This window comes from Streptomyces sp. XH2 (assembly GCF_049725035.1).
In the GTDB taxonomy this organism is placed as follows: domain Bacteria; phylum Actinomycetota; class Actinomycetes; order Streptomycetales; family Streptomycetaceae; genus Streptomyces; species Streptomyces roseoverticillatus.
In genome coordinates this window covers 231736-251653 of record NZ_JBMMMZ010000017.1, presented here as the reverse complement: position 1 = coordinate 251653, position 19918 = coordinate 231736, and the positions used below count along the sequence as shown (strand labels likewise).

General features: G+C 75.5%; 13 protein-coding genes and 1 pseudogene. 6 read left to right on the top strand and 8 right to left on the bottom strand.

All coding sequences use genetic code 11. The features are described from left to right. Window positions 1-78 precede the first annotated feature (78 nt). From ACOTKD_RS32595 to glpK, 3 genes are all read left to right on the top strand, one after another. Window positions 79-2448 (top strand): glycoside hydrolase family 31 protein, encoded by a 2370-nt coding sequence (locus ACOTKD_RS32595; protein WP_424892593.1) that lies wholly within the window; start codon window positions 79-81, stop codon window positions 2446-2448. Window positions 2449-2503: 55 nt separating this feature from the next. Continuing rightward, a complete protein-coding gene (locus tag ACOTKD_RS32590; RefSeq protein ID WP_424892592.1) occupies window positions 2504-3328 on the top strand; it encodes a M15 family metallopeptidase in 825 nt (274 codons plus the stop codon). Window positions 3329-3418: 90 nt separating this feature from the next. Next, window positions 3419-4915 (top strand): glycerol kinase GlpK, encoded by a 1497-nt coding sequence (gene glpK / locus ACOTKD_RS32585; protein WP_424892591.1) that lies wholly within the window; start codon window positions 3419-3421, stop codon window positions 4913-4915. 33 nt (window positions 4916-4948) lie between these two features. On the opposite strand, the gene ACOTKD_RS32580 is transcribed toward glpK, so the two are convergent. From ACOTKD_RS32580 to ACOTKD_RS32565, 4 genes are all read right to left on the bottom strand, one after another. Continuing rightward, window positions 4949-5548, bottom strand: a complete 600-nt coding sequence (locus tag ACOTKD_RS32580) for a GTP-binding protein (protein ID WP_424892590.1) — start codon at window positions 5546-5548, stop codon at window positions 4949-4951. Between the two features lie 159 nt (window positions 5549-5707). Next, window positions 5708-6130: a DUF742 domain-containing protein gene (locus tag ACOTKD_RS32575; protein WP_424892589.1), complete on the bottom strand. Its 423-nt coding sequence runs from the start codon at window positions 6128-6130 to the stop codon at window positions 5708-5710. Beyond that, complete coding sequence (locus tag ACOTKD_RS32570; RefSeq protein ID WP_424892588.1) at window positions 6127-6582, bottom strand: roadblock/LC7 domain-containing protein; 456 nt, start codon at window positions 6580-6582, stop codon at window positions 6127-6129. The genes ACOTKD_RS32575 and ACOTKD_RS32570 overlap by 4 nt, the downstream gene beginning before the upstream one ends. After that, window positions 6579-8984: a nitrate- and nitrite sensing domain-containing protein gene (locus ACOTKD_RS32565; protein WP_424892587.1), complete on the bottom strand. Its 2406-nt coding sequence runs from the start codon at window positions 8982-8984 to the stop codon at window positions 6579-6581. Before ACOTKD_RS32565 ends, ACOTKD_RS32570 begins: the two co-directional genes overlap by 4 nt. Before the next feature lie 258 nt (window positions 8985-9242). On the opposite strand from ACOTKD_RS32565, the pseudogene ACOTKD_RS32560 reads away from it, so the two are divergent. The 3 genes and pseudogenes from ACOTKD_RS32560 to ACOTKD_RS32550 form a co-directional block, all read left to right on the top strand. Further along, window positions 9243-9581, top strand: a pseudogene (locus tag ACOTKD_RS32560) (hypothetical protein); the annotation flags it as partial. A gap of 99 nt (window positions 9582-9680) precedes the next feature. Continuing rightward, window positions 9681-10817 (top strand): L-histidine N(alpha)-methyltransferase, encoded by a 1137-nt coding sequence (locus tag ACOTKD_RS32555; RefSeq protein ID WP_424892586.1) that lies wholly within the window; start codon window positions 9681-9683, stop codon window positions 10815-10817. A gap of 12 nt (window positions 10818-10829) precedes the next feature. Then, complete coding sequence (locus ACOTKD_RS32550; RefSeq protein WP_424892585.1) at window positions 10830-11420, top strand: hypothetical protein; 591 nt, start codon at window positions 10830-10832, stop codon at window positions 11418-11420. 29 nt (window positions 11421-11449) lie between these two features. On the opposite strand, the gene ACOTKD_RS32545 is transcribed toward ACOTKD_RS32550, so the two are convergent. The 4 genes from ACOTKD_RS32545 to pcp all read right to left on the bottom strand — a co-directional run bounded on the left by ACOTKD_RS32545 (window position 11450) and on the right by pcp (window position 19868). Then, entirely contained in the window at window positions 11450-16195 is a 4746-nt protein-coding gene (locus ACOTKD_RS32545) for a hypothetical protein (protein WP_424892584.1), read from the bottom strand. 71 nt (window positions 16196-16266) lie between these two features. Then, window positions 16267-17178, bottom strand: coding sequence for a hypothetical protein (locus ACOTKD_RS32540; RefSeq protein WP_424892583.1), 912 nt, complete (start codon window positions 17176-17178; stop codon window positions 16267-16269). 454 nt (window positions 17179-17632) lie between these two features. Then, complete coding sequence (locus ACOTKD_RS32535; protein ID WP_424892582.1) at window positions 17633-19156, bottom strand: hypothetical protein; 1524 nt, start codon at window positions 19154-19156, stop codon at window positions 17633-17635. A gap of 67 nt (window positions 19157-19223) precedes the next feature. After that, on the bottom strand, window positions 19224-19868 hold the full coding sequence (pcp, locus tag ACOTKD_RS32530; RefSeq protein ID WP_424892581.1) for a pyroglutamyl-peptidase I: 645 nt from the start codon (window positions 19866-19868) through the stop codon (window positions 19224-19226). Window positions 19869-19918: the final 50 nt, after the last annotated feature.

The following is a 19918-nucleotide window of genomic DNA, read 5'->3' as shown; positions in this document are numbered from 1 at the left end:
TCCCCCGTCCTCCCTGCGCGGGTGAACGCCTTCTGAACGCCGGGCGCCGGCGATCGTGCGGGTGGCAGGCTGAGCAGCATGGATGCGCGTGATCTGCTGCGGTTAGTGAGGACGGTCCGTACGGCGCGGGGGGTGCGGTCCCTTCGGTCGGCGCTGCGGCGGCGGTGCACGGACAGGGCGGGGCTGCCGCGGCCGGGTGCGGAGCGGGCCCGGGTGCCGGGTGCGGCGCGGGGGGCCGATCCCCTGCCGGGCGGCGGGGTGGTGCACTTCGCGCGGTCGTCGCTGCGGGTGCGGGTGGCGGTGGGCGGGGCGGTGTTCTGCGGCTGGGACGGGGCCGGGCCGGAGCCCTCGTACGCCTTGGCCGGGCAGGGGCCGGAGGCGGACGAGCGGGCGGTGCTGGAGCCGGACACCGACGGCGGCTGGCGGGTGGTGTCGGAGCGGGTGCTGGTCGTGGTGGGCCGGCACGGGACGGTGGAGGTGCGGACGCCGGGCGGTGTCCTGCTGCGGCGCGACCTGCCGCCGCGCTGGTGGGAGCCGGCGGGTACGGAGGCCGGTGTGCAGCGGGGCGGGGCGCGCTGGGCGGTCCGGTCGGAGGTGCCGGCGGACGCGCGCTTCTTCGGGCTGGGCGGCCGGTCGGCGGGGCCGCGGCTGCGGGACGGCACGTACCGGCTGTGGAACACCGATCCGGACGGCGCGTTCGGGCCGGGCGACGACCCGCTGTACATCACGATGCCGGTGCAGCTGGTGGTGGCGGACGCGGGGACGCACCTGGTGTTCCACGACGACGCGTGGGACGGGCGGGTCACGCTGGCGGAGGGCGAGGAGGGGGCGGGCTCGGGCCACGACCGGCCGGGCCGGTGCGAGGTGCGGATGGACGGCGGTCCGCTGCGCTACTGGGTGCTGGTGGGGACGCCGGCGCGGGTGCTGCACGGCTGGTCGGCGCTGACCGGGGCCGCGGCGGTGCCGCCGTCCTGGGCGCTCGGGCACCACCACGCGCGCTGGGGCTTCGGCAGCGAGCAGGAGGTGCGCCGGGTGGTGGCGGGGTACGCCGAGCGCGGGCTGCCGCTGTCGGCGCTGCACCTGGACATCGACCACTACCGGGGGCACCGCGTGTTCACGGTGGACCGGGAGCGGTTCCCCGATCTGCCGGGGCTGGCGGAGGAGCTGCGGGAGAAGGGGGTGCGGCTGGTGTCGATCGTGGACCCGGCGGTGAAGGCCGAGCCGGGCCAGTGGGTGTACGACAGCGGTGCGGCGGCCGACGCGTTCGTGCGGGACGGCCGGGGGCGGCGGGTGCGGGGCGAGGTGTGGCCGGGCGAGTCGGTCTTCCCGGACTTCACGGATCCGCGGGTGCGCAAGTGGTGGGGCGGGCTGTACGGGGAGCGGCTGGCGCAGGGCTTCTCGGGGGTGTGGCACGACATGAACGAACCGGTGTCGTTCGCGCCGTTCGGGGATCCGTCGCTGCCGCTGTCGGCGCGGCACTCGCTGGAGGGCCGCGGCGGCGACCACCGCGAGGCACACAACGTGTACGGCCTGTCGATGGCGCGGGCGGGGTACGAGGCGCTGTGCGAACTGCGGCCGGCCGAGCGCCCGTTCCTGTTCTCGCGCTCGGGCTGGGCGGGCATGCAGCGCTACGGCGGCACGTGGTCGGGCGACGTGGCGACGGGCTGGCCGGGGCTGCGGGCGTCGCTGGCGCTGGTGCTGGGCCTGGGGCTGTGCGGGGTGCCGTACTCGGGGCCGGACGTGGGGGGCTTCTCGGGGTTCCCGTCGCCGGAGCTGTTCGTGCGCTGGTTCCAGCTGGGCGCGTACGTGCCGCTGTTCCGCACGCACTCGGCGATCACGGCGGGGCGGCGGGAGCCATGGGAGTTCGGCGCGGAGGCACTGAAGCACACGGCGGCGGCGCTGCGGGAGCGGGAGCGGCTGCTGCCGTACTTCGTGACGCTGGCGCACCTGGCGCAGCGCACCGGGGCGCCGTACGTGCGGCCGGTGTGGTGGCGTTCGCCGGAGGACCGGGCGCTGCGGGACTGCGAGGACACGTTCCTGCTGGGTGACGCGCTGCTGGTGGCGCCGGTGCTGGAGCAGGGGGCGGACCGGCGGGCGGTGCGGCTGCCGCGCGGGCTGTGGTACGACACGGCGACGGGCCGGGCGTACGAGGGGCCGGGGCAGGTGCTGCTGGACGCGCCGCTGTCGCGGATCCCGGTGCTGGCGCGGGCGGGGTCGGTGATTCCGGTGCGGGGAGAGGACGCCGGTTCGGTGGAGCTGGAGGTGTGGGCTCCGGCCCCGGGCCGTACGGGCGGCGGTGTCCTGGTCCCCGACGCGGGGGACGGGTGGGAGTCGCCGGAGGTGGTGCGGTTCACGACGTGCCTGCGGGACGGGGCGGTCGTGGTGGAGCAGGAGGGTGCCGGGGCGGTGGGGTATCCCGTACGGGTGCGGGGCGGGGGCGTCCGGTGAGGCGAGGGGGCGGGCGCTCTTCCCCGGGCGCCCGCCCCGCTGCTATCTGGAGGGCATGGACAGAACCCGGTTCCCTGCCGCCTTGCGGGCCGTCACCCTGCTCATAGCGGCTCTCCTGGCCCTGCTGGCCTTCCCGTTGTCGCCGCCGGCTCAGGCGGCCGCGCACGAGCCGCGCCCGCCCCGCGGGTTCGTCGCCCTCGCCGACGTGGACCCGACGATCCTGCAGGAGATGCGGTACGTCACCGTGCACAACTTCACCGGCCACCGCGTCGACGGCTACCGGCGGCCCCTGTGCGTCCTGACGCGGGAGGCCGCCGAGGCCCTGCACCGGGCGCAGCGCTCGCTGCTGCGCCGGGGCTACTCGCTGAAGGTGTACGACTGCTACCGCCCGCAGCGGGCCGTGAACGACTTCGTGGAGTGGGCGAAGGACCTCGCGGACACGCGGATGAAGGCGGAGTTCTATCCCCGCGTGGACAAGACCCGGCTGTTCGCGGACGGGTACATCGCGGAGAAGTCGGGGCACAGCCGCGGCAGCACGATGGACCTGACGCTGGTGAAGCTGCCGGTCCTGCCGGCGCGGCCGTACGTGCCCGGGGAGCCGCTCGTGCCCTGCTACGCGCCGCGGTGGCAGCGCTTCCCCGACAACTCTGTCGACATGGGGACGGGCTTCGACTGCTTCGACACCCTCGCGCACACGCTGGACCCGCGGATCACGGGCGCGCAGCGGGCGAACAGGCTGCTGCTGAAGACCGCCCTGGAAGGCGTCGGGTTCGTCAATCTGCCGGAGGAGTGGTGGCACTTCACGCTCAAGCCGGAGCCGTTCCCGGACACGTACTTCGACTTCCCCGTGCTGCACCGTCCGGGCCGCTCCACGCCTTGACGCTCCGTCACTGCGGGTGAACACTTCCCGTCCGGACAGGTCCGGGCGGGAACGCCGCGGCCCGGACAGACTCCCAGGTCAGGAGGCGCCATGACGGGTCCGTACGTCGCCGCGATCGACCAGGGCACCACCTCCAGCCGCTGCATCGTCTTCGACCGCGAGGGCCGGGCCGTCGGCTCGGACCAGCGCGAGCACCGGCAGGTCTTCCCCCAGCCGGGCTGGGTGGAGCACGACGCCGCCGAGATCTGGGCGAAGGTGCAGGCGGTGGTGGCGGGCGCGCTGGCCGCGGCGGGCCTGCGGGCCGGCGAGCTGAGCGCGCTGGGGATCACCAACCAGCGGGAGACGACGGTCCTGTGGGACCGCTCGACGGGCAAGCCCGTGCACAACGCGATCGTCTGGCAGGACACGCGCACCGACGCGCTCTGCCGCGAGCTGGGCGGCGCGGACGGGCAGGACCGGTTCCGGGCGGCGACGGGCCTGCCGCTGGCGAGCTACTTCTCCGGGCCCAAGGCGGCCTGGCTGCTGGAGCACGTGCCGGGGCTGCGGCGGCGGGCGGTGAACGGCGAGATCGCGTTCGGGACGGTCGACTCCTGGCTGGTCTGGAACCTGACGGGCGGCACGGACGGCGGGGTGCACGTCACGGACGTGACGAACGCGTCGCGCACCCTGCTGATGGACCTCGGCACGCTCCAGTGGGACGCCGGGATCCTGGCCGCGATGGGCATCCCGGAGGCCGTCCTGCCGGAGATCCGCTCGTCCAGCGAGGTGTACGGGCGGGCCGTGGGGCCGCTCGCCGGCGTTCCGGTGGCCGCGGCGCTCGGCGACCAGCAGGCGGCGGTCTTCGGCCAGACCTGCTACGGGGTGGGCGAGGCCAAGAACACCTACGGCACGGGCAGCTTCCTGCTGCTGAACACCGGGACCCGGCCCGTCCCGTCGAAGAACGGCCTGCTGACGACGGTGGGCTACCGGCTGGGCGGCGAGGACGCCGTCTACTGCCTGGAGGGGTCGATCGCGGTCACGGGCGCGCTCGTGCAGTGGTTCCGCGACCAGCTCGGCCTGATCCGCTCGGCCGGCGAGATCGAGGCACTGGCGGCGAGCGTCCCCGACAACGGCGGCGCGTACATTGTGCCCGCCTTCTCCGGCCTCTACGCGCCGTACTGGCGCGCGGACGCACGCGGCGTGATCACGGGCCTGACCGGCTACGTGACGCGGGCGCACCTGGCGCGGGCGGTGCTGGAGGCGACGAGCTGGCAGACGCGGGAGGTGGTCGACGCGATGTTCCAGGACTCCGGCGTGCGGATCAGCTCGCTGAAGGTGGACGGCGGCATGACCGCCAACGGCCTGCTGATGCAGCACCAGGCCGACGTGCTGGGGGTGCCGGTGATCCGGCCGGTGGTCGCCGAGACCACGAGCCTGGGTGCGGCGTACGCGGCCGGTCTCGCGACGGGCGTGTGGCGCGATCCGGACGAGCTGCGGGCGCACTGGCGGCGGGACGCGGAGTGGACGCCGCGGCGGGCGCCGGAGGAGCGGGAGGCCGAGTACCGGGTGTGGCGCAAGGCGGTGGAGCGGAGCTTCGGCTGGCTCTAGCCGCGCGGGCGGCCGCGGCCGGCCGCGGGGGCGCTAGCCGGCCCGGTCGGCGAGTTCGGCGAAGCGCTGCTCCACCACCGACACCAGCACCCCCTTCACCGACTCCTTCTCCCGCGCGTCGCAGAGGATCACCGGCACCCCGGGGTCCAGGTCGAGGGCGGCGCGCACGTCCTCCTCGGGGTAGCGGGCGGCGCCGTCGAAGCAGTTGACGGCGAGGGTGAAGGGGATGCCGCGGCGCTCGAAGTAGTCGACGGCGGCGAAGCAGTCCTGCAGCCGCCGGGTGTCGGCGAGGACGACGGCGCCCAGGGCGCCGCGGGCCAGCTCGTCCCACAGGAACCAGAAGCGGTCCTGGCCGGGGGTGCCGAAGAGGTAGAGGACCAGGTCCTCGCGGAGGGTGATGCGGCCGAAGTCCATGGCGACGGTGGTGGTGCGCTTGCCCTCGACGCCGGAGGTGTCGTCGACCGGCCGGCCCGCCTCGGTGAGCAGTTCCTCGGTGCGCAGCGGCCGGATCTCGCTGACCGACCCGACGAGGGTGGTCTTGCCGGCGCCGAAGCCTCCGGCGACCAGGAGCTTGAGGGCCACCGGGGCCGGCGCGGGGCGCGTGCGGCCGCGGTCGGAGCGCAGGAGCCTCATGGTTGTTCGTCCTCCGGTCGTGGTGTGCTCCGGGGTCCGGCGCCCCCGGTGGTTGGTGATCGTTCCGTAAAGACCATGGCCACGACAAGTCTCGCCGGAAGTCCCGTCAGATCGGTGCGGAGGTCCCGTCAAGGTGCTCCGGCGGGCCCGCGGGCCGTCTCAGAGGGCCCGCAGGCCGTCGATCACCTCGCGCAGAATGCTTTCGTCGGGCAGTTCGGCCGCCGGCACGGGGCGGGTGACCCGCACCAGGCCCGCGTTCAGGAGGTCGCCGACGAGCACCCGCACCACGCCGACCGGCAGGTCGAGCCCCGCGGCCAGCTCCGCGACGGAGCGCGGCAGGTCCGTCGTGAGGTCCACGATGTCGAGGTGTTCCGGGGACAGCGACTGGTCGGCGAGGGCGGCGGCGGGGCGGCCGGCGGGGTCCTCGGCGACGACGACCGCGATGAGGTCGAGGCCGGCCCCGTCCGCGAGCCGGGTGCGCCCGCGGGTCATGGCGTACGGGCGGACCACCGGGCCCGCCGCGTCGTCGTACCAGCGCACGTCCCCGTCGCCGGAGCCGTCCCCGGGCAGGCCGGCGGTCACCCGTCGGCGGCCACGCCGGTGCGCGGAGCCGTGGCCAGGTGCGTGCCCACCCGCTTGACCAGCAGGGTCATCTCGTAGGCGACCTGGCCGATGTCGGAGTCGGCGTCGGCGAGAACGGCCAGAGCGCTTCCGTCACCGGCGGCGGTGACGAAGAGGAACGCCTCGTCCAGCTCGACGACGGTCTGGCGGACCTTGCCCGCGTCGAAGTGGCGCCCGACGCCCTTGGCGAGGCTGTGGAAGCCGGAGGCCACGGCCGCCAGGTGCTCGCCGTCCTCGCGCGAGAGGTCCTTGGAGGTGCCGGTCGCCAGGCCGTCGCCGGAGAGCACGAGCGCCTTGCGGATGCTGCCGACGCGCTCGACGAGTTCGTCGAGGAGCCAGTTCAGCTCGCCCGTGGCGGCCGGCGAGCCGCCTGCTGCGGTGGTTGTCGCGTTCTCGGCCTTCGGTGCGGTCATCGACCGTCCCCCTCAGATGTGGTTCGTGGTGCTGTTTTCGGTGATCTTTCCGGTGTGTCCGCCTCATTGTGCTCCCGGGCGCGCTGCCAGCCTCGCTGGAGTGCGGCCATCCTGGCCCGCACCTCGTCGGCGTCGCGCTCGGGTTCCGGACCGGCGGGGTCCGGGCCGGTGGTCCCGCCCCGGGTGCGGGGGGCCTCCGGATCCTTCTTCAGCTGGGGGGCCAGGCTCGCCTGGCGCACGCGCCGGGGCAGCCCGCCGGTGGGGGTCGGCTCCGCCCCGGGCTCCTCGGAGAGCGCAGGGGCGGGCCTGCGGCGGGGCAGGGGCACGAGGGCGCCGCCGGCCCGGTGGTGCTCCTCCCCCTCGTCCGCGCGCGGCTCGAACGGGCAGAGCACGTCGTCGTGCACGGCCGGGGAGAGCGCCTCGCGCCGGGGCGGCGCCGTTCCGCGGTTGCGGGCGAGGAGTTGCTCGCCGGTGTCCTCGTCCCCGGGGCGGGAGGCGCCGCCCGGCCCGGCCCCGTCCTCGGTGAGGAGGTCCAGGGGGATGAGGACGACGGCGGTGGTGCCGCCGTACGGGGAGGTCTGGAGCGTGACCTTGACGTCGTGGCGGCGCGCGAGGCGGCTGACGACGAACAGGCCGAGCCGGTCGGTGTCGGAGAGCTCGAACTCGGGGGTCTCGGCGAGCCGGAGGTTGGCCTCCAGCAGGGCGTCCGGGGACATGCCGAGGCCCCGGTCGTGGATCTCCAGGGTGAAGCCGTTGGCGACGCGCTGGCCGTGCACCTGCACGGCGGTGTGCGGCGGGGAGAACACGGTGGCGTTCTCCAGGAGTTCGGCGACGAGGTGGGTGAGGTCGCCGACCGCGGGGCCGCGGACGGCCAGCCGCGGCAGGCGCCGCACCTCGATCCGCTCGTAGTCCTCGACCTCGGCGACGGCGGCGCGGACGACGTCCATGAGGCGGACGGGCTTGCGCCACTGCCGGGCCGGGGCGGCCCCCGAGAGGATGACCAGGCCCTCCGCGTGGCGGCGCATGCGGGTGGTGAGGTGGTCGAGGCGGAAGAGGTCGGCGAGTTCCTCGGTGTCCTCGGTGCGGCGCTCCATGGCGTCGAGGAGGGTGAGCTGACGGTGCAGCAGGACCTGGCTGCGGCGGGCGAGGTTGACGAAGACGTCGGAGACGCCGCGGCGCATGTCGGCCTGTTTGACGGCGGCTTCGACGGCGGCCCGCTGCAGGGTGTTGAGGGCCTTGCCGACCTGGCCGAGCTCGTCCGGCCCGAACGCGCGCAGCGGGGCCTCGGCGGCGAGGTCGACCTTCTCACCCGCGGCCAGGCGGCGCATGACGGCGGGCAGCCGCACGCCGGAGACCTCGTGGGCCTCCTTGCGCAGCTGCCGCAGGTCGCGCACGAGGCCGCGGCCGATGCGCAGCGAGATGACGAGGGAGGCGATGAGCGCGGCGGCGCCGAGGACGCCGGCGACGGCGGCCTTGGTCAGGACGCGGGCGGCGATGGGCTCGACGCGGTCCGCGTAGCGGTCGGTGGCCTCGGTGTTCATCCGGGCGAGCTCGTCGAGGACGACGCCCGCGGCCTTCTCCCAGCGCTGCGGGTCGATGGTCTGCGGGGCGCGGGTGGAGCCGGCGAGGATCGCGGTGTCCTCGGCCGCGCGCAGGGTGTGCGGCGCGGTGCCGCGCCAGTACTCCTCGAAGATCTTCTGGTCGGCGGCGGGCAGGACGGCGAGGTTGGTGCTGTAGAGGATCTGCCGCTCGGCGACGCGGTCGGAGACGGCCCGCAGGTCCTGGCGGCTCATGGTGCCGGCGGTGAGGGCGGCGGCGAGGAGGGCGTCCTCGCGGGAGAGCGCCTCGCGGGCGCGGGCCACGCCGATGAGGGCGCGGGCCTGCTTGTCCATCTCGGCGTCCTCGAAGGCGCCGAGGCTGCCGAGGAAGGCGTAGTACGGCTCCACCAGGTCGTTGTAGGCCTGGAAGGCGCCGTGCCGGCTGATGGAGGCGTCCCGGACCTTGCCGCGCAGGCCGTCGAGGTCGCCGAGGGCCTTCTCGATGCGCCGGAACCGCACGTCCGTGGCGGGGCTCATGTCGTCGCGGACCTTCGCGGCGCCGGTCCGGAAGGCGGCGGCCGCCCGGTCGGTCGCGGCCTGCTGCTCGCTCAGGAGGGCGGCGTGGTCGGCGCGGCGCGGGTCGGCGAGGAGGACGAGGCTCTGGCGGCGTTCCTTCTGCAGCGCGCGGACGAGGTCCTCGGCGGGGAGGCCGGCCGTGCGGATGGCCTCGGCGGCGGAGAGCAGCCGGGCGGCCTCCGTGCCGGTGATCACGGTGGCGAAGACCCACAGGCCGGTGAGCGACACCAGCGGCACCAGCAGCAGCGCCACGATCTTCCGGCGGATGGACTTCCCGCGAAAGCGCATGGCCTCCCCAACGTCGACCCCGCTCCGGAGGCGTGGTGTTCCGACAACAATGCGGCGTGAGCCTACTACTGCGCGGTACGGGACTCGAAGACCAGTACGGTGATCAGACTGCCGGGACGGCCACCCGTATGGCGGTAATTCCTTGCCCATGGGAACTATCGGGCACCCTCCTTCGCTCTTGTGGAGGGAGCCGGACCGCTACGGCCGGCCGTCGGCACGGGAGGCGGCGGAGCGGTCCGCCGACGAGGGGGTGAGCTCGTGGAGCGGGATCATGACGTCCCGTCGGACCGGGCGCGGCCGCCGCTGTGGGTGGAGGAGCCCGCCCGCAGGCGCCGGATGCCGGATCCGGTGCGCACGGCCGCGGTGCGTGCGGTCCTTTTCGTCGCCGTCACGCTGGTGCAGGGCATGGTGGCGGCGCTGTTCGCGCTGGCCGAGCTGTGGCTGGCCCTGCCCGCGCTGCTGTGCACCCTGGCGAGTGTGGTGGCCACCACATGGGCGGTGCTGGACGTGTGGGTGACGCGGCAGGTGTGGCGGCAGCGGCACGGAGTGGTGTCCGTGCCCAGCAGTACGGCGCGTGCGGGCAGACGGGCCCGTCGCCCCGGCTTCCCCTGATCGTCAACTGCCCGGTAGGTTCGGCAGTTGACGGTGGCGTACGCCGGGCACGGGCGGGCTGACGGGCCATGGGGGGATGTACGGATGGCGGAGCGGGACCGGGCGGTACATCGGATTCCGGAGATCCTCCGGGACGCCGGCTGGACGGTGTGTCTGGTGGGCGAGGAGCAGTCGGGCAAGCTGGCGCAGGTGACGGCCGGGCTGCGGCGCGGCCCCGACCCTTCGGGCTCGGGCAAGCTGATCACCTCCGGCTTCTCGTACTGGGGCCTGGAGTCGACGGTGGCGTGGGCCCACGCGTGCAACGACCTGTACTACCCGGTGATGCGCGAGAGCATCGCGTCGTTCAGCCGGCGCTGGCGCGGTCTGAGCGAGCGGCTCCCGGACGGCCCGCTGCACTATGTGAGCCTCGGTCCGGGCACCGGGCAGAAGGACCAGGCGCTGCTGCGCTCCCTGGACAGCCGCGGCCACTGCGGCTGTTACCTCCCCGTGGACGTCAGCGCGGAGATGCTGCGCCTCGCCCAGCGCGAGGCGCTGCAGCACCTGCACGTGCCCCCCGCGGACGTGCTCCCCGTCCAGCTGGACTTCTCCATGCCGGCCAACCTCGACCGGCTGGGCACGCTGATCCGCAGCACGGTGGGCGACGAGCCGGTGGTGTACTCGCTGCTGGGCAACACCCTGGCGAACTTCGACAGCGACACGCAGTTGCTGACCCTGCTGGCCGAGAAGCTGCTGCGGCCGCAGGACCGCTTCCTGCTGGAGGTGGCCAGCACGGCCGGGCAGGACGAGGTGGCGGCGCGGGCCGCGGCGCAGGAGTACGAGAACAGCCCGCGCTTCCGCGAGTTCGTCACCAGCGCCCTGCTGCAGTACACCGACCTGCAGATCGACATGAACAGCCTCACGTGCGAGGGGCTCGTCGAGGACGACCGGGCACTGCTGATCAAGGTGGTCTACCGCAACCGGACCGGCACCGAGCTGGAGCTGACGCTGCCCGACCGCAGCACGGTGCCGTTCCCCGACCAGGACACCATCCGCCTCCTGCTCAGCCGGAAGTACACCCGGGCGGGGCTGGAGAAGATGCTGGTGGACGCCCGGGTCACCATGGTGGGCGAGACCCACGAGGCCGGGCACACGTCCTTCGACCGGCCCGCCTTCGGGATGACGCTGCTGCTCCTGGCGAAGGGTGACGGCGTGCGGCCCGACGGGCCCAACCCCTTCGACTGACGGGGCGTCACCGTGACCGGGTTCCTCGGCCGGTTCAGCCGGCAGTTCTTCGCCGCCGCCACCATCGCCTGCCTGTTGCTCGCGCTCGGCATCTGCGGCTGGTGGCTGACCGTCGCCCAGGGCCGCGACGGCCGCTTCGAGCCCGCGACCTCCGGGCTCGCGCTCGTCGCCGCCATCACCGGGGTGTACGCCGAGCGGCGGGCGGCCGCCCGCGAGCGGCGCGCCCAGGTACTGCACGCCCTGGCCGGCGAGCTCGTGAAGAACACCGAACTGCTGACGGGCGGGGGCTTCGCCCCCTTGGACCGCTTCGCGCCGAAGGCGCGTGTGTACCCCCGCCTCGTGCAGTCGGCGACGGACGCGGCCCTGGTGTCGGGGGTGTTCTCCGAACCCGGGCACGCCGAGCTCATCTCCCTGCTGCACCGCTGGCGGGACGCGGTGCACGACTTCAACCGGCGGCTGGACCTCACCGAGCTGCGCACGTACGTCTCCCGGGTGCCCGCCGAGGAGCTGCTGGCCATCGACGAGGCCATGCACCGCCCGGGCGGGCAGCTCGACAGGCTGCGGCAGCTGCGCGACAGCATCGAGGAGGTGCTGCGGGCCTAGCGGAGCGGGGGGCCGCGGGGCCCGGCCGGTCAGGCCTGTGCCGGTGCCTCCTCCGCCGGGCGGCGGTACATCCGCGTCGCCGTGATCTGGCCGTGGACCTGCTCCCCGTCCGGGTCCTGCTGCTGGGGCAGACCGGGGCGCAGGTGCTCCTCGACGCTGATGTACTTCAGGCCCGCCCTCAGGTCCGCGTCGTTGCGCAGCCGGATCACCAGCGGGAACTCGGCCAGGGCCGTGGTGTCGAACAGGCCGGTGGTGTAGAGCAGCTGCACCCCGAGGGCGTCCGCGACGGCCCGCTGGAGCTCCAGCAGGTACGTGGCGTTGGCGCGACCGATGGGGTTGTCGAGGAACAGGGTGCCCGCGTGGCGCTGCTTGTCGCGGCCGCGGTCGTTGCTGCGCAGCGCCGCCATGGTGCAGTACAGGGCGATGGCCGCGGTCAGCAGCTGGCCTCCGGAGAACACGTCGCCCATCTGCCGGACGGGCACCCGCTCGGCGCGCAGCACCGCGTCGGGCTTGAGGATCTCCACGGCGACGCCGCGCGGCTGCAGGGCCGCCTGGACGCCGCGCAGCAGCAGGGACATGCCGTCGCGGCGCAGGTCGGAGTTCTTCTTGACCGCGGAGCGGGTCGCCTCGTCGATGACTTCGCCGAGGCGCTCGGTGAGGGTGCTCTGGTCGGGGTCGTCGAAGCGGATGCGCAGGAACTCCTGGCCCGACCACTCCCCCAGGCCCTCGGGCAGCCGGGACAGGCGCTGCGCGGAGCGCAGGGTGGTGAGCGAGGACTCCACGAGGCCGCGCAGCCGGTCCACGATGCTGTCGCGGTTGCGCTCCAGCTGCTCCAGCTCGTCGGTCAGCACGCGCAGGCGGGGCGCGAACGCCTCGGCCCACGCGGCCGCGTGCTCGGGCAGGGCGGCCGCGGGGAGCTCGCGGATCTGCTGGCGGGCGGGGGTGCGCACCTGCTCGTAGCGGGTGGAGTTGGCGTGCCGGACGAGGACGTCGCTCGCCTCGCGGACGGCGGACTCGGCGGCCGACAGGTCGCCGGCGCAGCCGCGCAGGGAGCGGCGGGCCTCGGCCGCGGCCTGACGGGCCTCCTCCAGGCTGCCGCTGTACGGCTCGGGCTCCTCGGTGTCGTCCTCCGGGGAGTTGTCGCGCAGCAGGTCGCGCAGGAGGGCGGCGGTGTCGTCGAAGCCGGTGGCGGCGTCCTCGGCGGCGCGGTGGGCGCGCAGCAGGTCGCTGTGGGCGGTGCGGGCGCGCTCCAGGGCATCGGTGCGGGCGGCGAGTTCGCCGGTGACGGTGCGCAGGAGCTCCTTGGCGCGGTCGGCGTCGCCGGGGACGAGCTCCTCGGGGAGCTCGGTGTGGGCGTCGCCGTCGGCCGGGGCGAGGCGCTCGGCCTCGCCGCGCAGCCGGCCCAGCTGCTCGCTGGCCGCGGAGGCGCGGCTCTCCAGCATGTGGACGAGCTCCTCGGCGCGGGCCGCGGCGGCCTGCCGGGAGGGCCCGTCGGCGCCTTCGGTGCCCTCCAGGAGCTGGGCGGCGCGGGTGCGCACCTTGTTGGTGAGCCGGTCCAGTTCGTTGCGGGCGGCGCTCTCGTCGCTCTCCGCGCGGGCCTGTTCGGCACGGAGGTCGGCGCCGACGCCGACCTTCTCGTAGACCTGGGAGGCGGCGCGGTAGGCCTCGCGCAGGGCGGGCAGCGAGGCGGTGGGGGGCCCGGCGGCCTCGGGCACCTCGTCGGGGGCGCCGGCGATCTCCGCGCGCTCGGCGCGCAGGGCGCGGGCGGTGCGGCGGGCGTCGTCGGCGGCGCGCTGGGCGGTGCGGCGGGCGTCGTCGGCGGCGCGGGCGCGGTCGACGAGCTCGGCGGCGCGTTCCTCGGCCTCGGCGGCCTCCTCGGCGAGCTCGCGGGCCTGCGCCTGCCAGTTGGCGCGCTCGCGCAGGCGGTAGGCGAGCCCGGCGAGGGCGTCGGCGACGCGGCGGGCGCGCTGGGCGGTCTCCTGCCGCTCGTCGCGCACGCGGGCGGCCTCGGCGGCGGTCTCCTCCGCCTCGGCGCGGGCGGCGCGCAGGCCGGTCAGCTCCTCCTGGGCGGTGTCCGCGGCGGCGCGGGCGCGGGCGGCCTCGGCGGCCAGCTCGGCGAGGCGGCCGGCGGGGCAGCCGGCGCGCCACGAGGAGAGGCGGGCGGCGAGGGTGCGGTCACCGGCGAGGCGGGCCGCTATGGCGCGGATCTCCTCGTCGCGGGCGAGGGCCCGCTCGCGCAGGGTGTGCCGCTCCTCGTCGGCCGCGCGCTCGTCGTGCATGGCGGGGTTCGGCGGTACGAGGAAGACGCCCGTGTCCTGCTGCTCCGTCTCCGGGACGGGGGCGAGCAGGGCGCCTGCGGTGCCGACGGCGAGGGCGGAGCGGGGCAGCAGGGAGGCGGTGCCGAGGACTTCGCGCGCGCGGGCGTGGGAGTCGGTGTCGGTGATGACGACGCCGTCGACGAGCTCGGGGCGCGCCGCGAGGACGGCGGCGTGCCGGGCCGGGTCGACGGCCTGGGCGAGGTAGCGCCAGCCGGGCAGGGCGGGGATGCCGTGCTCGCCGAGGTACTCCACGGCCGCGAGGACGTCGGGGCGGGGCGGCAGCAGTCCGCCGTCGCCGAGGGCGCCCAGGATGCGGGAGTCGTCGGCGGCGGCCGTGCGCAGGTCGAACAGGTGGCGCTCGGAGGCGGCGACGCTCTCGTCGAGCAGCTCGCGCAGGGCGTCGGCGTTGCGGTCGAGCTCCTCGGCGGTGAGCGGGCCCGTCACGGGCGGCAGCTCCGCGCGGCCGCGGGCGGCGGCCGCCCGTACGGCGCCGGGGTAGTACAGGCCCGTGGCCTGCGGGTCGCCCTCGGCGGAGCGGCGCGGGGCGGGCGGCTGGCCGTCGCCGTGCGGGCCGTCCGCCACGCGCGGGCCGGGCACCTGGCCGGCGGCGGCCGGCTCGGGCAGGCCCAGCAGTTCGGTCAGGCGCTGCTCGGCGCCGATGGACTCGGCGGCGCGCCGCTCAGCGTCGTGGGCGGCCTCGGCGGCCGTGGCGGCGTCCGCGGCGCGGGCCGCGGCCAGCTCGGCGCGGCTCTCGGCGGCGGCCGTCTCCTTGGCCCGGTCGGCGGCCTGGCGGGCGGCCTCGCGGGCGGCCTCGTAGGCGGCGACGGCGGGCTTCTCGGCGTCGCTGGCGGCGAGCGCGGCGCGGGCCGGGTCGGCGTCGCCGGCCTCGTCGATCCAGCCGGCGCGGACGGCCTCGGCGGTCTCCTGCTCGACCTCGGCCAGGCGCTGGCGCAGGTGGCCAGCCTCGCTGCGGGCGCGCTGGGCCTCGGTGGCGGCGGCGGTCGCGTCGCGGTGCGCGGCCTCGCTCGCCTCCTGAAGGGCGGCGGAGCGCTCCTCCTCCTCGTTGGCGCGCCGCTCGCCGTTCTCGGCGGCGGTGTTGAGGGCCCGTACGAGCTCGGTGGCGGCCTGGGCGCGGGCGGCCAGGGCGGGGGCGGCGTCGCGCTCGGCCTCGCGAATGGCGGCGGCGACGCGCGCGGAGCGGTCGGCGGCGGCGCGGTGGCGCAGCACGGTCTCGGCGGCCTGCCAGGCGGAGTGCAGCGTGCGGGCGTCGTTGAGCTCGCGGCGCTGGGCGGCGGCGGCCTTCTCGGCCGCGGCCAGGGCCAGGGAGGCGTGCCGGTAGGCGATCTCGGCGGCGATCAGGGAGCTGCGGCCGCGCTCGGTCTCGGCGTCGGTCACGGCGTGGGCCGCGGCGGCCACCTGGTCGGCCAGCTCGGCGGCCCGGCCGCGCTCCTCGAACGCGCGGGCGGACAGGCGGCGGGCCAGGCCGCGGGTGCGGCGCTCGGCGCCGGCGTGCACGCCGCGGGCCTGCTCGCGCTTGACGGCGGCGTCGGCGATGCGCGACAGCAGGTCGAGGGAGCCGGCGGTGAAGTCCCGCTCGGCGGTGAGCTCGGCGCGGCGGCCCAGCTTGTGGGCGAAGCCGTGCACGAGGTCGGCGAGGCCGTCGGTGTCGCGGGTGTCGGTGACCGCGCGCAGCAGCAGGTCCGTGAAGTCGGAGTCGTTCTTGACGGCGAAGAGGCCGGCGGCCTCGCCCTCGTCGGCGTTCATCTCGCGCTGGTAGCGGAAGAGTTCGGGGTCGAGGCCGAGCTCGCCGAGGTGCTCGTTCCAGCGCTCGTGGATCTCCTCCCACACCACGTCCAGGTGCGGGTAGGCCTTGCCGGCCTCGGTGAGGGCGTCGCGGAAGCCCTTCATCGTGCGCCGGCGTCCCCGTGCGCCCGAGGTGCCGTCGGCGGCGGCGCGCATCGCGCTGGACTCGGCCACGGGCAGGGCGTCCAGGCTCAGGCCCGGGCCGGGCCGGAACGAGTACCAGGCCTCGGCGAACTTCCGCGGGTCGTTGGAGACCTGGCGGCCGCGCCACTCGCTGACCTTGCCGACCACGATCGTCTCGCCCGTCAGGACGTGCTGCCACTCCAGGGCGACGTGCCCGCAGTCGTCGGCCAGCAGGAACTTGCGCAGCACGCCCGAGCTGGCGCCGCCCAGGGTGTTGCGGTGGCCCGGCAGCATGACCGAGAAGATGAGCTTGAGGAGGACGGACTTGCCGCCGCCGTTCTCCAGGAAGAGCACGCCGGCCGGGGCGGGACGGCGCGGCGGCCCGACGGGCTCCTCCTCGAAGAACTCCGCCTGCGCCGGTGCGGGGGTGGGCACGGGCGCGCCCACTCCCCGGAGGTCCAGCACGGTGTCGGCGTAGCGCGCACCGGCGGGCCCGATGGAGTAGAGGCGGACCCGGGACAGCTCGTACATGGCGGCGGACTCTCGCTTGTCGCAGTGGAAGGGGCAGGAGGGGGCGGCGGGGCCGGGAGACGCCGGAGGCGTCAGGAGGCGTGGAAGGGCAGGCCGGCGTCGGCGACCAGGTCGAGGTCGTCGGCGTCGTCCGGCGGCAGGAGCGTCGCGCCGCCGTCGCCGACGGGCACGACCCCCAGCTCCAGCAGTTCGGTCATGGCCGCGCTGCCGGCCATGTCGCGGACCTGGAGCTGGTAGCGGGCGGTGGTGCGGAAGGCGCCGCCGGCGTCGTCGCCGGTGCGCTGCAGGAACCCGGAGTCGACGAGGAAGGCGACGGCCTTGGCGATGATGCCCGTCGTCGAGCCGGCCAGGCGGCGGGCGTCCTTGGTGGCGCCCGTCGCGCTGCGGCGCGCGTAGACCCGCCAGGCGGCCTCCAGGCCGGGGGCGTCCGTCGTCGGGTCGGTGTTCTCGCCCTGTTCGGCGGCGCGCTCCTCCAGGCGGCGGCAGGCCTGCCGGACGAACGCGTCCACGCCGTTGACGGTGATCCGGCCGATGTAGCCGTCGTCAGCGAGGTCCTCCGGGCGCGGGAAGGCCAGGGCGGCGACGGCGAGGTGGGCGAGGCCGTGCAGGAAGCGGTCGCCGGAGTCGACGGTGGCGCGGCGGGCGTAGTCGCCCATGCGCACGGCGAAGACGGAGTCCTCCGCGGCGGTCACGGCCATGCCGGCCCGGGTGGACACCTCCAGGACGACCAGGCCCAGGCCGGCCGCGACGGCGTCCGCGAGGCGGGCGAACGCGGGGTCGTCGCGGTGGCGGCGCAGCAGCTCGGTGTACTCGGCGTCCCGCGCGGGCGCGAGCTTGGGCTGCAGCCCGAACGCGATGAGCCGCGCGGCGTCGGCCGCGTCCGCGGGGGTTACGGTGCCGGGGGCGCTGCCGCCGGGCGCGGGTGCGTCGGCGTCGCCGGCGACGTCCGGCTCCGCCGGGGCTTCGGCGTCGTACTCAGTCACGGTGTGCTCCTGCGGATGTGAGACTTGCGGTGGTCCGGCACCGCCGGGGTGCGCCGTCGTGGCCGGTCACCGTCGCGGCGGAAAGGGCCTCGCGGCCCTCCCCGGAGTGAAGGGCCGGCGTCGGCCGCAGCGGCTCGAAGCCGCGCCCGGCCCGGCACTGCGGCTCCGCGGCCCGGCCACGGCAACTTGCGGTCGGCCCGGCACCGCCGGGATACGGCGTCGTGGCCGGTCACCGTCGCGGCGGAAGGAAAAGCCCGGCTCCCGAAGGACGCACGGGTCGCCGTTGCATCGGCGATGCCCCCGTGCCGGTACGGCTGCCTGCCGCACCTTCTCGCCCGCCGCAACGGCAAGCAGGCGTATGGCGCAGCCCGGCGGTGCCGGACCGGCACCGAGCCGCCGGGGCCCGCCGGAGCCGGGCCATGGCCGCCCCGGACCGCTCGCCGCAGGCGCCCCGTCATGACGCCTCCGCGCGGTCCGCCGCCATGCCCGCCGCGTCCAGCAGGGCCGTGCCGACGATGAGGTCGGCGCCGCCGAATTCGGGGTCGTCGAGGACCGTGCCGTCGTCGACGGCGAAGAGGAGGGACTGCTCTCCCTGGCGGTAGGTCGTGCCGACCGCGGGGCTCGCGGCGTGGACGGCCAGGAGGGCGACGAGGTAGGGCAGTTCGGGGTCGCGGCGGCGGGCGTCGGCCAGGAGGCCGGAGAGGCGGCGCGGCGCGTCGGGCGGGAGGGTGAGCAGCTCCATGGCGCTCGCGAGCTGCTCCTCGCTGAAGCGGCTGTCGTCGGGCGTGGCGATGAGGTCCGGCTCGGGCATCTCCGCGCCGAGGTGCTCCCGCTCGGCGGGCGGGCTGAGGAGTATGTCGACGAGGTCGACGACACGTACGGAGACGGGCGTGCGCAGCCCCGTGCCGCGGGCGAAGAAGGCGTCGGTGACGCGCCCGGCCGCTTCGAGCGGCAGGGGGAGCACGGGGGCGAGCAGCTGGCCGTACAGGTCCAGGCCGGAGCGCCCGGAGGAGACGGCGAACGCCTGGCGGTCCTGTTCCGCGCGGAAGAGCGGGCCGGCCTCCAGGAGGCGGGACTGCAGCTGCGTGTGGCGGCGGATGCAGTCCTTGACGATGTCGACGAGCTCGGCGGCGCGGCGCTTGTGCTCGGGCTCCTCGGCCTCGTCGCGGGCCTTGCGGATGTTGGTGAGGATCGCGTTCTCGTGGCGGTAGCGGTCGGCGACGTGGTCGAGCGCTTCGGCGATCATGTCGGGGACGGCCCGCAGCCAGTCGACGGCGCGGACGTTGCGCCGGGTGGCGTCGAGGGTCTTGCGGAGGGTCTCGGCGTACTGCACGGTGCGGTAGCGGGCCTGCTCCGCGGCGAGCTGGGCGTCGGCGAGCCGGCCCCGGCTGATGAGGACCTCCAGCTTCACCTCGGCGGCGATCTGCGCGCTGGTGACGTCGGTGTCGAGGGCGCCGACGAGGACGTTGACGGCTTCGTCGGTCGTGCGCAGGAAGACCGTGCCGCCGGGGCCGGGCACCTCCTCGACGAGCTTGAAGTCGTAGTCGCGCCGGACGTAGACCCCGTCGGCACCGAAGGTGCCGTAGACGGCGCGGAAGCCGCGGTCGACACTGCCGACGTTGATGAGGTTCTCCAGGACCCAGCGGGCCACCCGCTCGTGCTCGGCCTGCGGCCGCTCGGGCGCCTGGGCGGCGACGCGCGGCTGCAGCCGGGCCACTATCTGCTCGTGGTCGGCGCCGGTGTCGAAGTCCATGTTGAGCGTGACCAGGTCGATGGCGGCGAGCGCCACCTCCGCCATGGCGTAGACGCCGTACTCGCCCGCGAGGTTGGCCTTGCGCGCGTCCAGGTCGTGCAGCGGCGCGGTGCAGGCGAGCGCGCGCAGCCGGCGGGCCAGGCCCTCGTCGGCGGCCGGGCCCGGGGCCGGCCGCGACGGCCCGTTGAGCTGGGGCGGAGCGGCCGCCGGGGCTGGAGAAGTCACGTCGCACAGAGTAGGCGGTCACACCGACAACGGACGAAACGGCACGGGCGGAATGTCCGCCACGCCCCTAGTGTGTGGCTCCGCCTTCCGCACGGATGTCCGTGGTGCGCCCCGCGGCGGTGACGGCGATCACACAGAGTGCCTCCGCGACGGTGGCGACGGGCAGCGAGGGCAGGGCCCGGTCGGTGACCTGCGCGGGCGCGTAGGGGACGTGCACGAACCCGCCCCTCAGCCCGGGGCGTTCGGTCGCGGCGAGGTGCATCAGGCCGTAGAAGACGTGGTTGCAGACGAAAGTGCCGGCGGTCTGGGAGACGGCGGCGGGCAGCCCGGCCTCGCGCACGGCCGCGACGCACGCCTTGACCGGCAGGGTCGCGAAGTAGGCGGCGGGGCCGCCGGGGACGACGGGCTCGTCGACGGGCTGTGCGCCCGCGTTGTCGGGGATGCGGGCGTCGTCGATGTTGACGGCGATGCGTTCGACGGTGACGTGGGGGCGGCCGCCCGCCTGCCCCACGCAGAGCACGAGGTCCGGTGCGGTGCGGTCGACGGCCTCCCGGAGGGCGTCGAGGGCGGTGCCGAAGGCGCAGGGCAGCCGCGCGGTGGAGAGGACGAGCCCTTCGGGCGGTCGTGCGGCGGCGGCGCGGACGGCCTCCCAGGAGGGGTTGACCTCCTCCCCGCCGAAGGGCTCGAACCCGGTGAGCAGGACACGGGTCATGGCGCTGGCTCCCTCCCGGCCGTGCGTCCCGGCCGTGTTCCCTTCCCGGC

Excerpts from the sequence above, each read along its gene's own strand:
- pcp (WP_424892581.1), bottom strand. The coding sequence starts at position 19,868 with ATGACCCGTGTCCTGCTCACCGGGTTCGAGCCCTTCGGCGGGGAGGAG.
- ACOTKD_RS32555 (WP_424892586.1), top strand. The coding sequence starts at position 9,681 with ATGGCGGAGCGGGACCGGGCGGTACATCGGATTCCGGAGATCCTCCGG.
- ACOTKD_RS32580 (WP_424892590.1), bottom strand. The coding sequence starts at position 5,548 with ATGAGGCTCCTGCGCTCCGACCGCGGCCGCACGCGCCCCGCGCCGGCC.
- glpK (WP_424892591.1), top strand. The coding sequence starts at position 3,419 with ATGACGGGTCCGTACGTCGCCGCGATCGACCAGGGCACCACCTCCAGC.
- ACOTKD_RS32590 (WP_424892592.1), top strand. The coding sequence starts at position 2,504 with ATGGACAGAACCCGGTTCCCTGCCGCCTTGCGGGCCGTCACCCTGCTC.
- ACOTKD_RS32545 (WP_424892584.1), bottom strand. The coding sequence starts at position 16,195 with ATGTACGAGCTGTCCCGGGTCCGCCTCTACTCCATCGGGCCCGCCGGT.
- ACOTKD_RS32565 (WP_424892587.1), bottom strand. The coding sequence starts at position 8,984 with ATGCGCTTTCGCGGGAAGTCCATCCGCCGGAAGATCGTGGCGCTGCTG.
- ACOTKD_RS32595 (WP_424892593.1), top strand. The coding sequence starts at position 79 with ATGGATGCGCGTGATCTGCTGCGGTTAGTGAGGACGGTCCGTACGGCG.
- ACOTKD_RS32570 (WP_424892588.1), bottom strand. The coding sequence starts at position 6,582 with ATGACCGCACCGAAGGCCGAGAACGCGACAACCACCGCAGCAGGCGGC.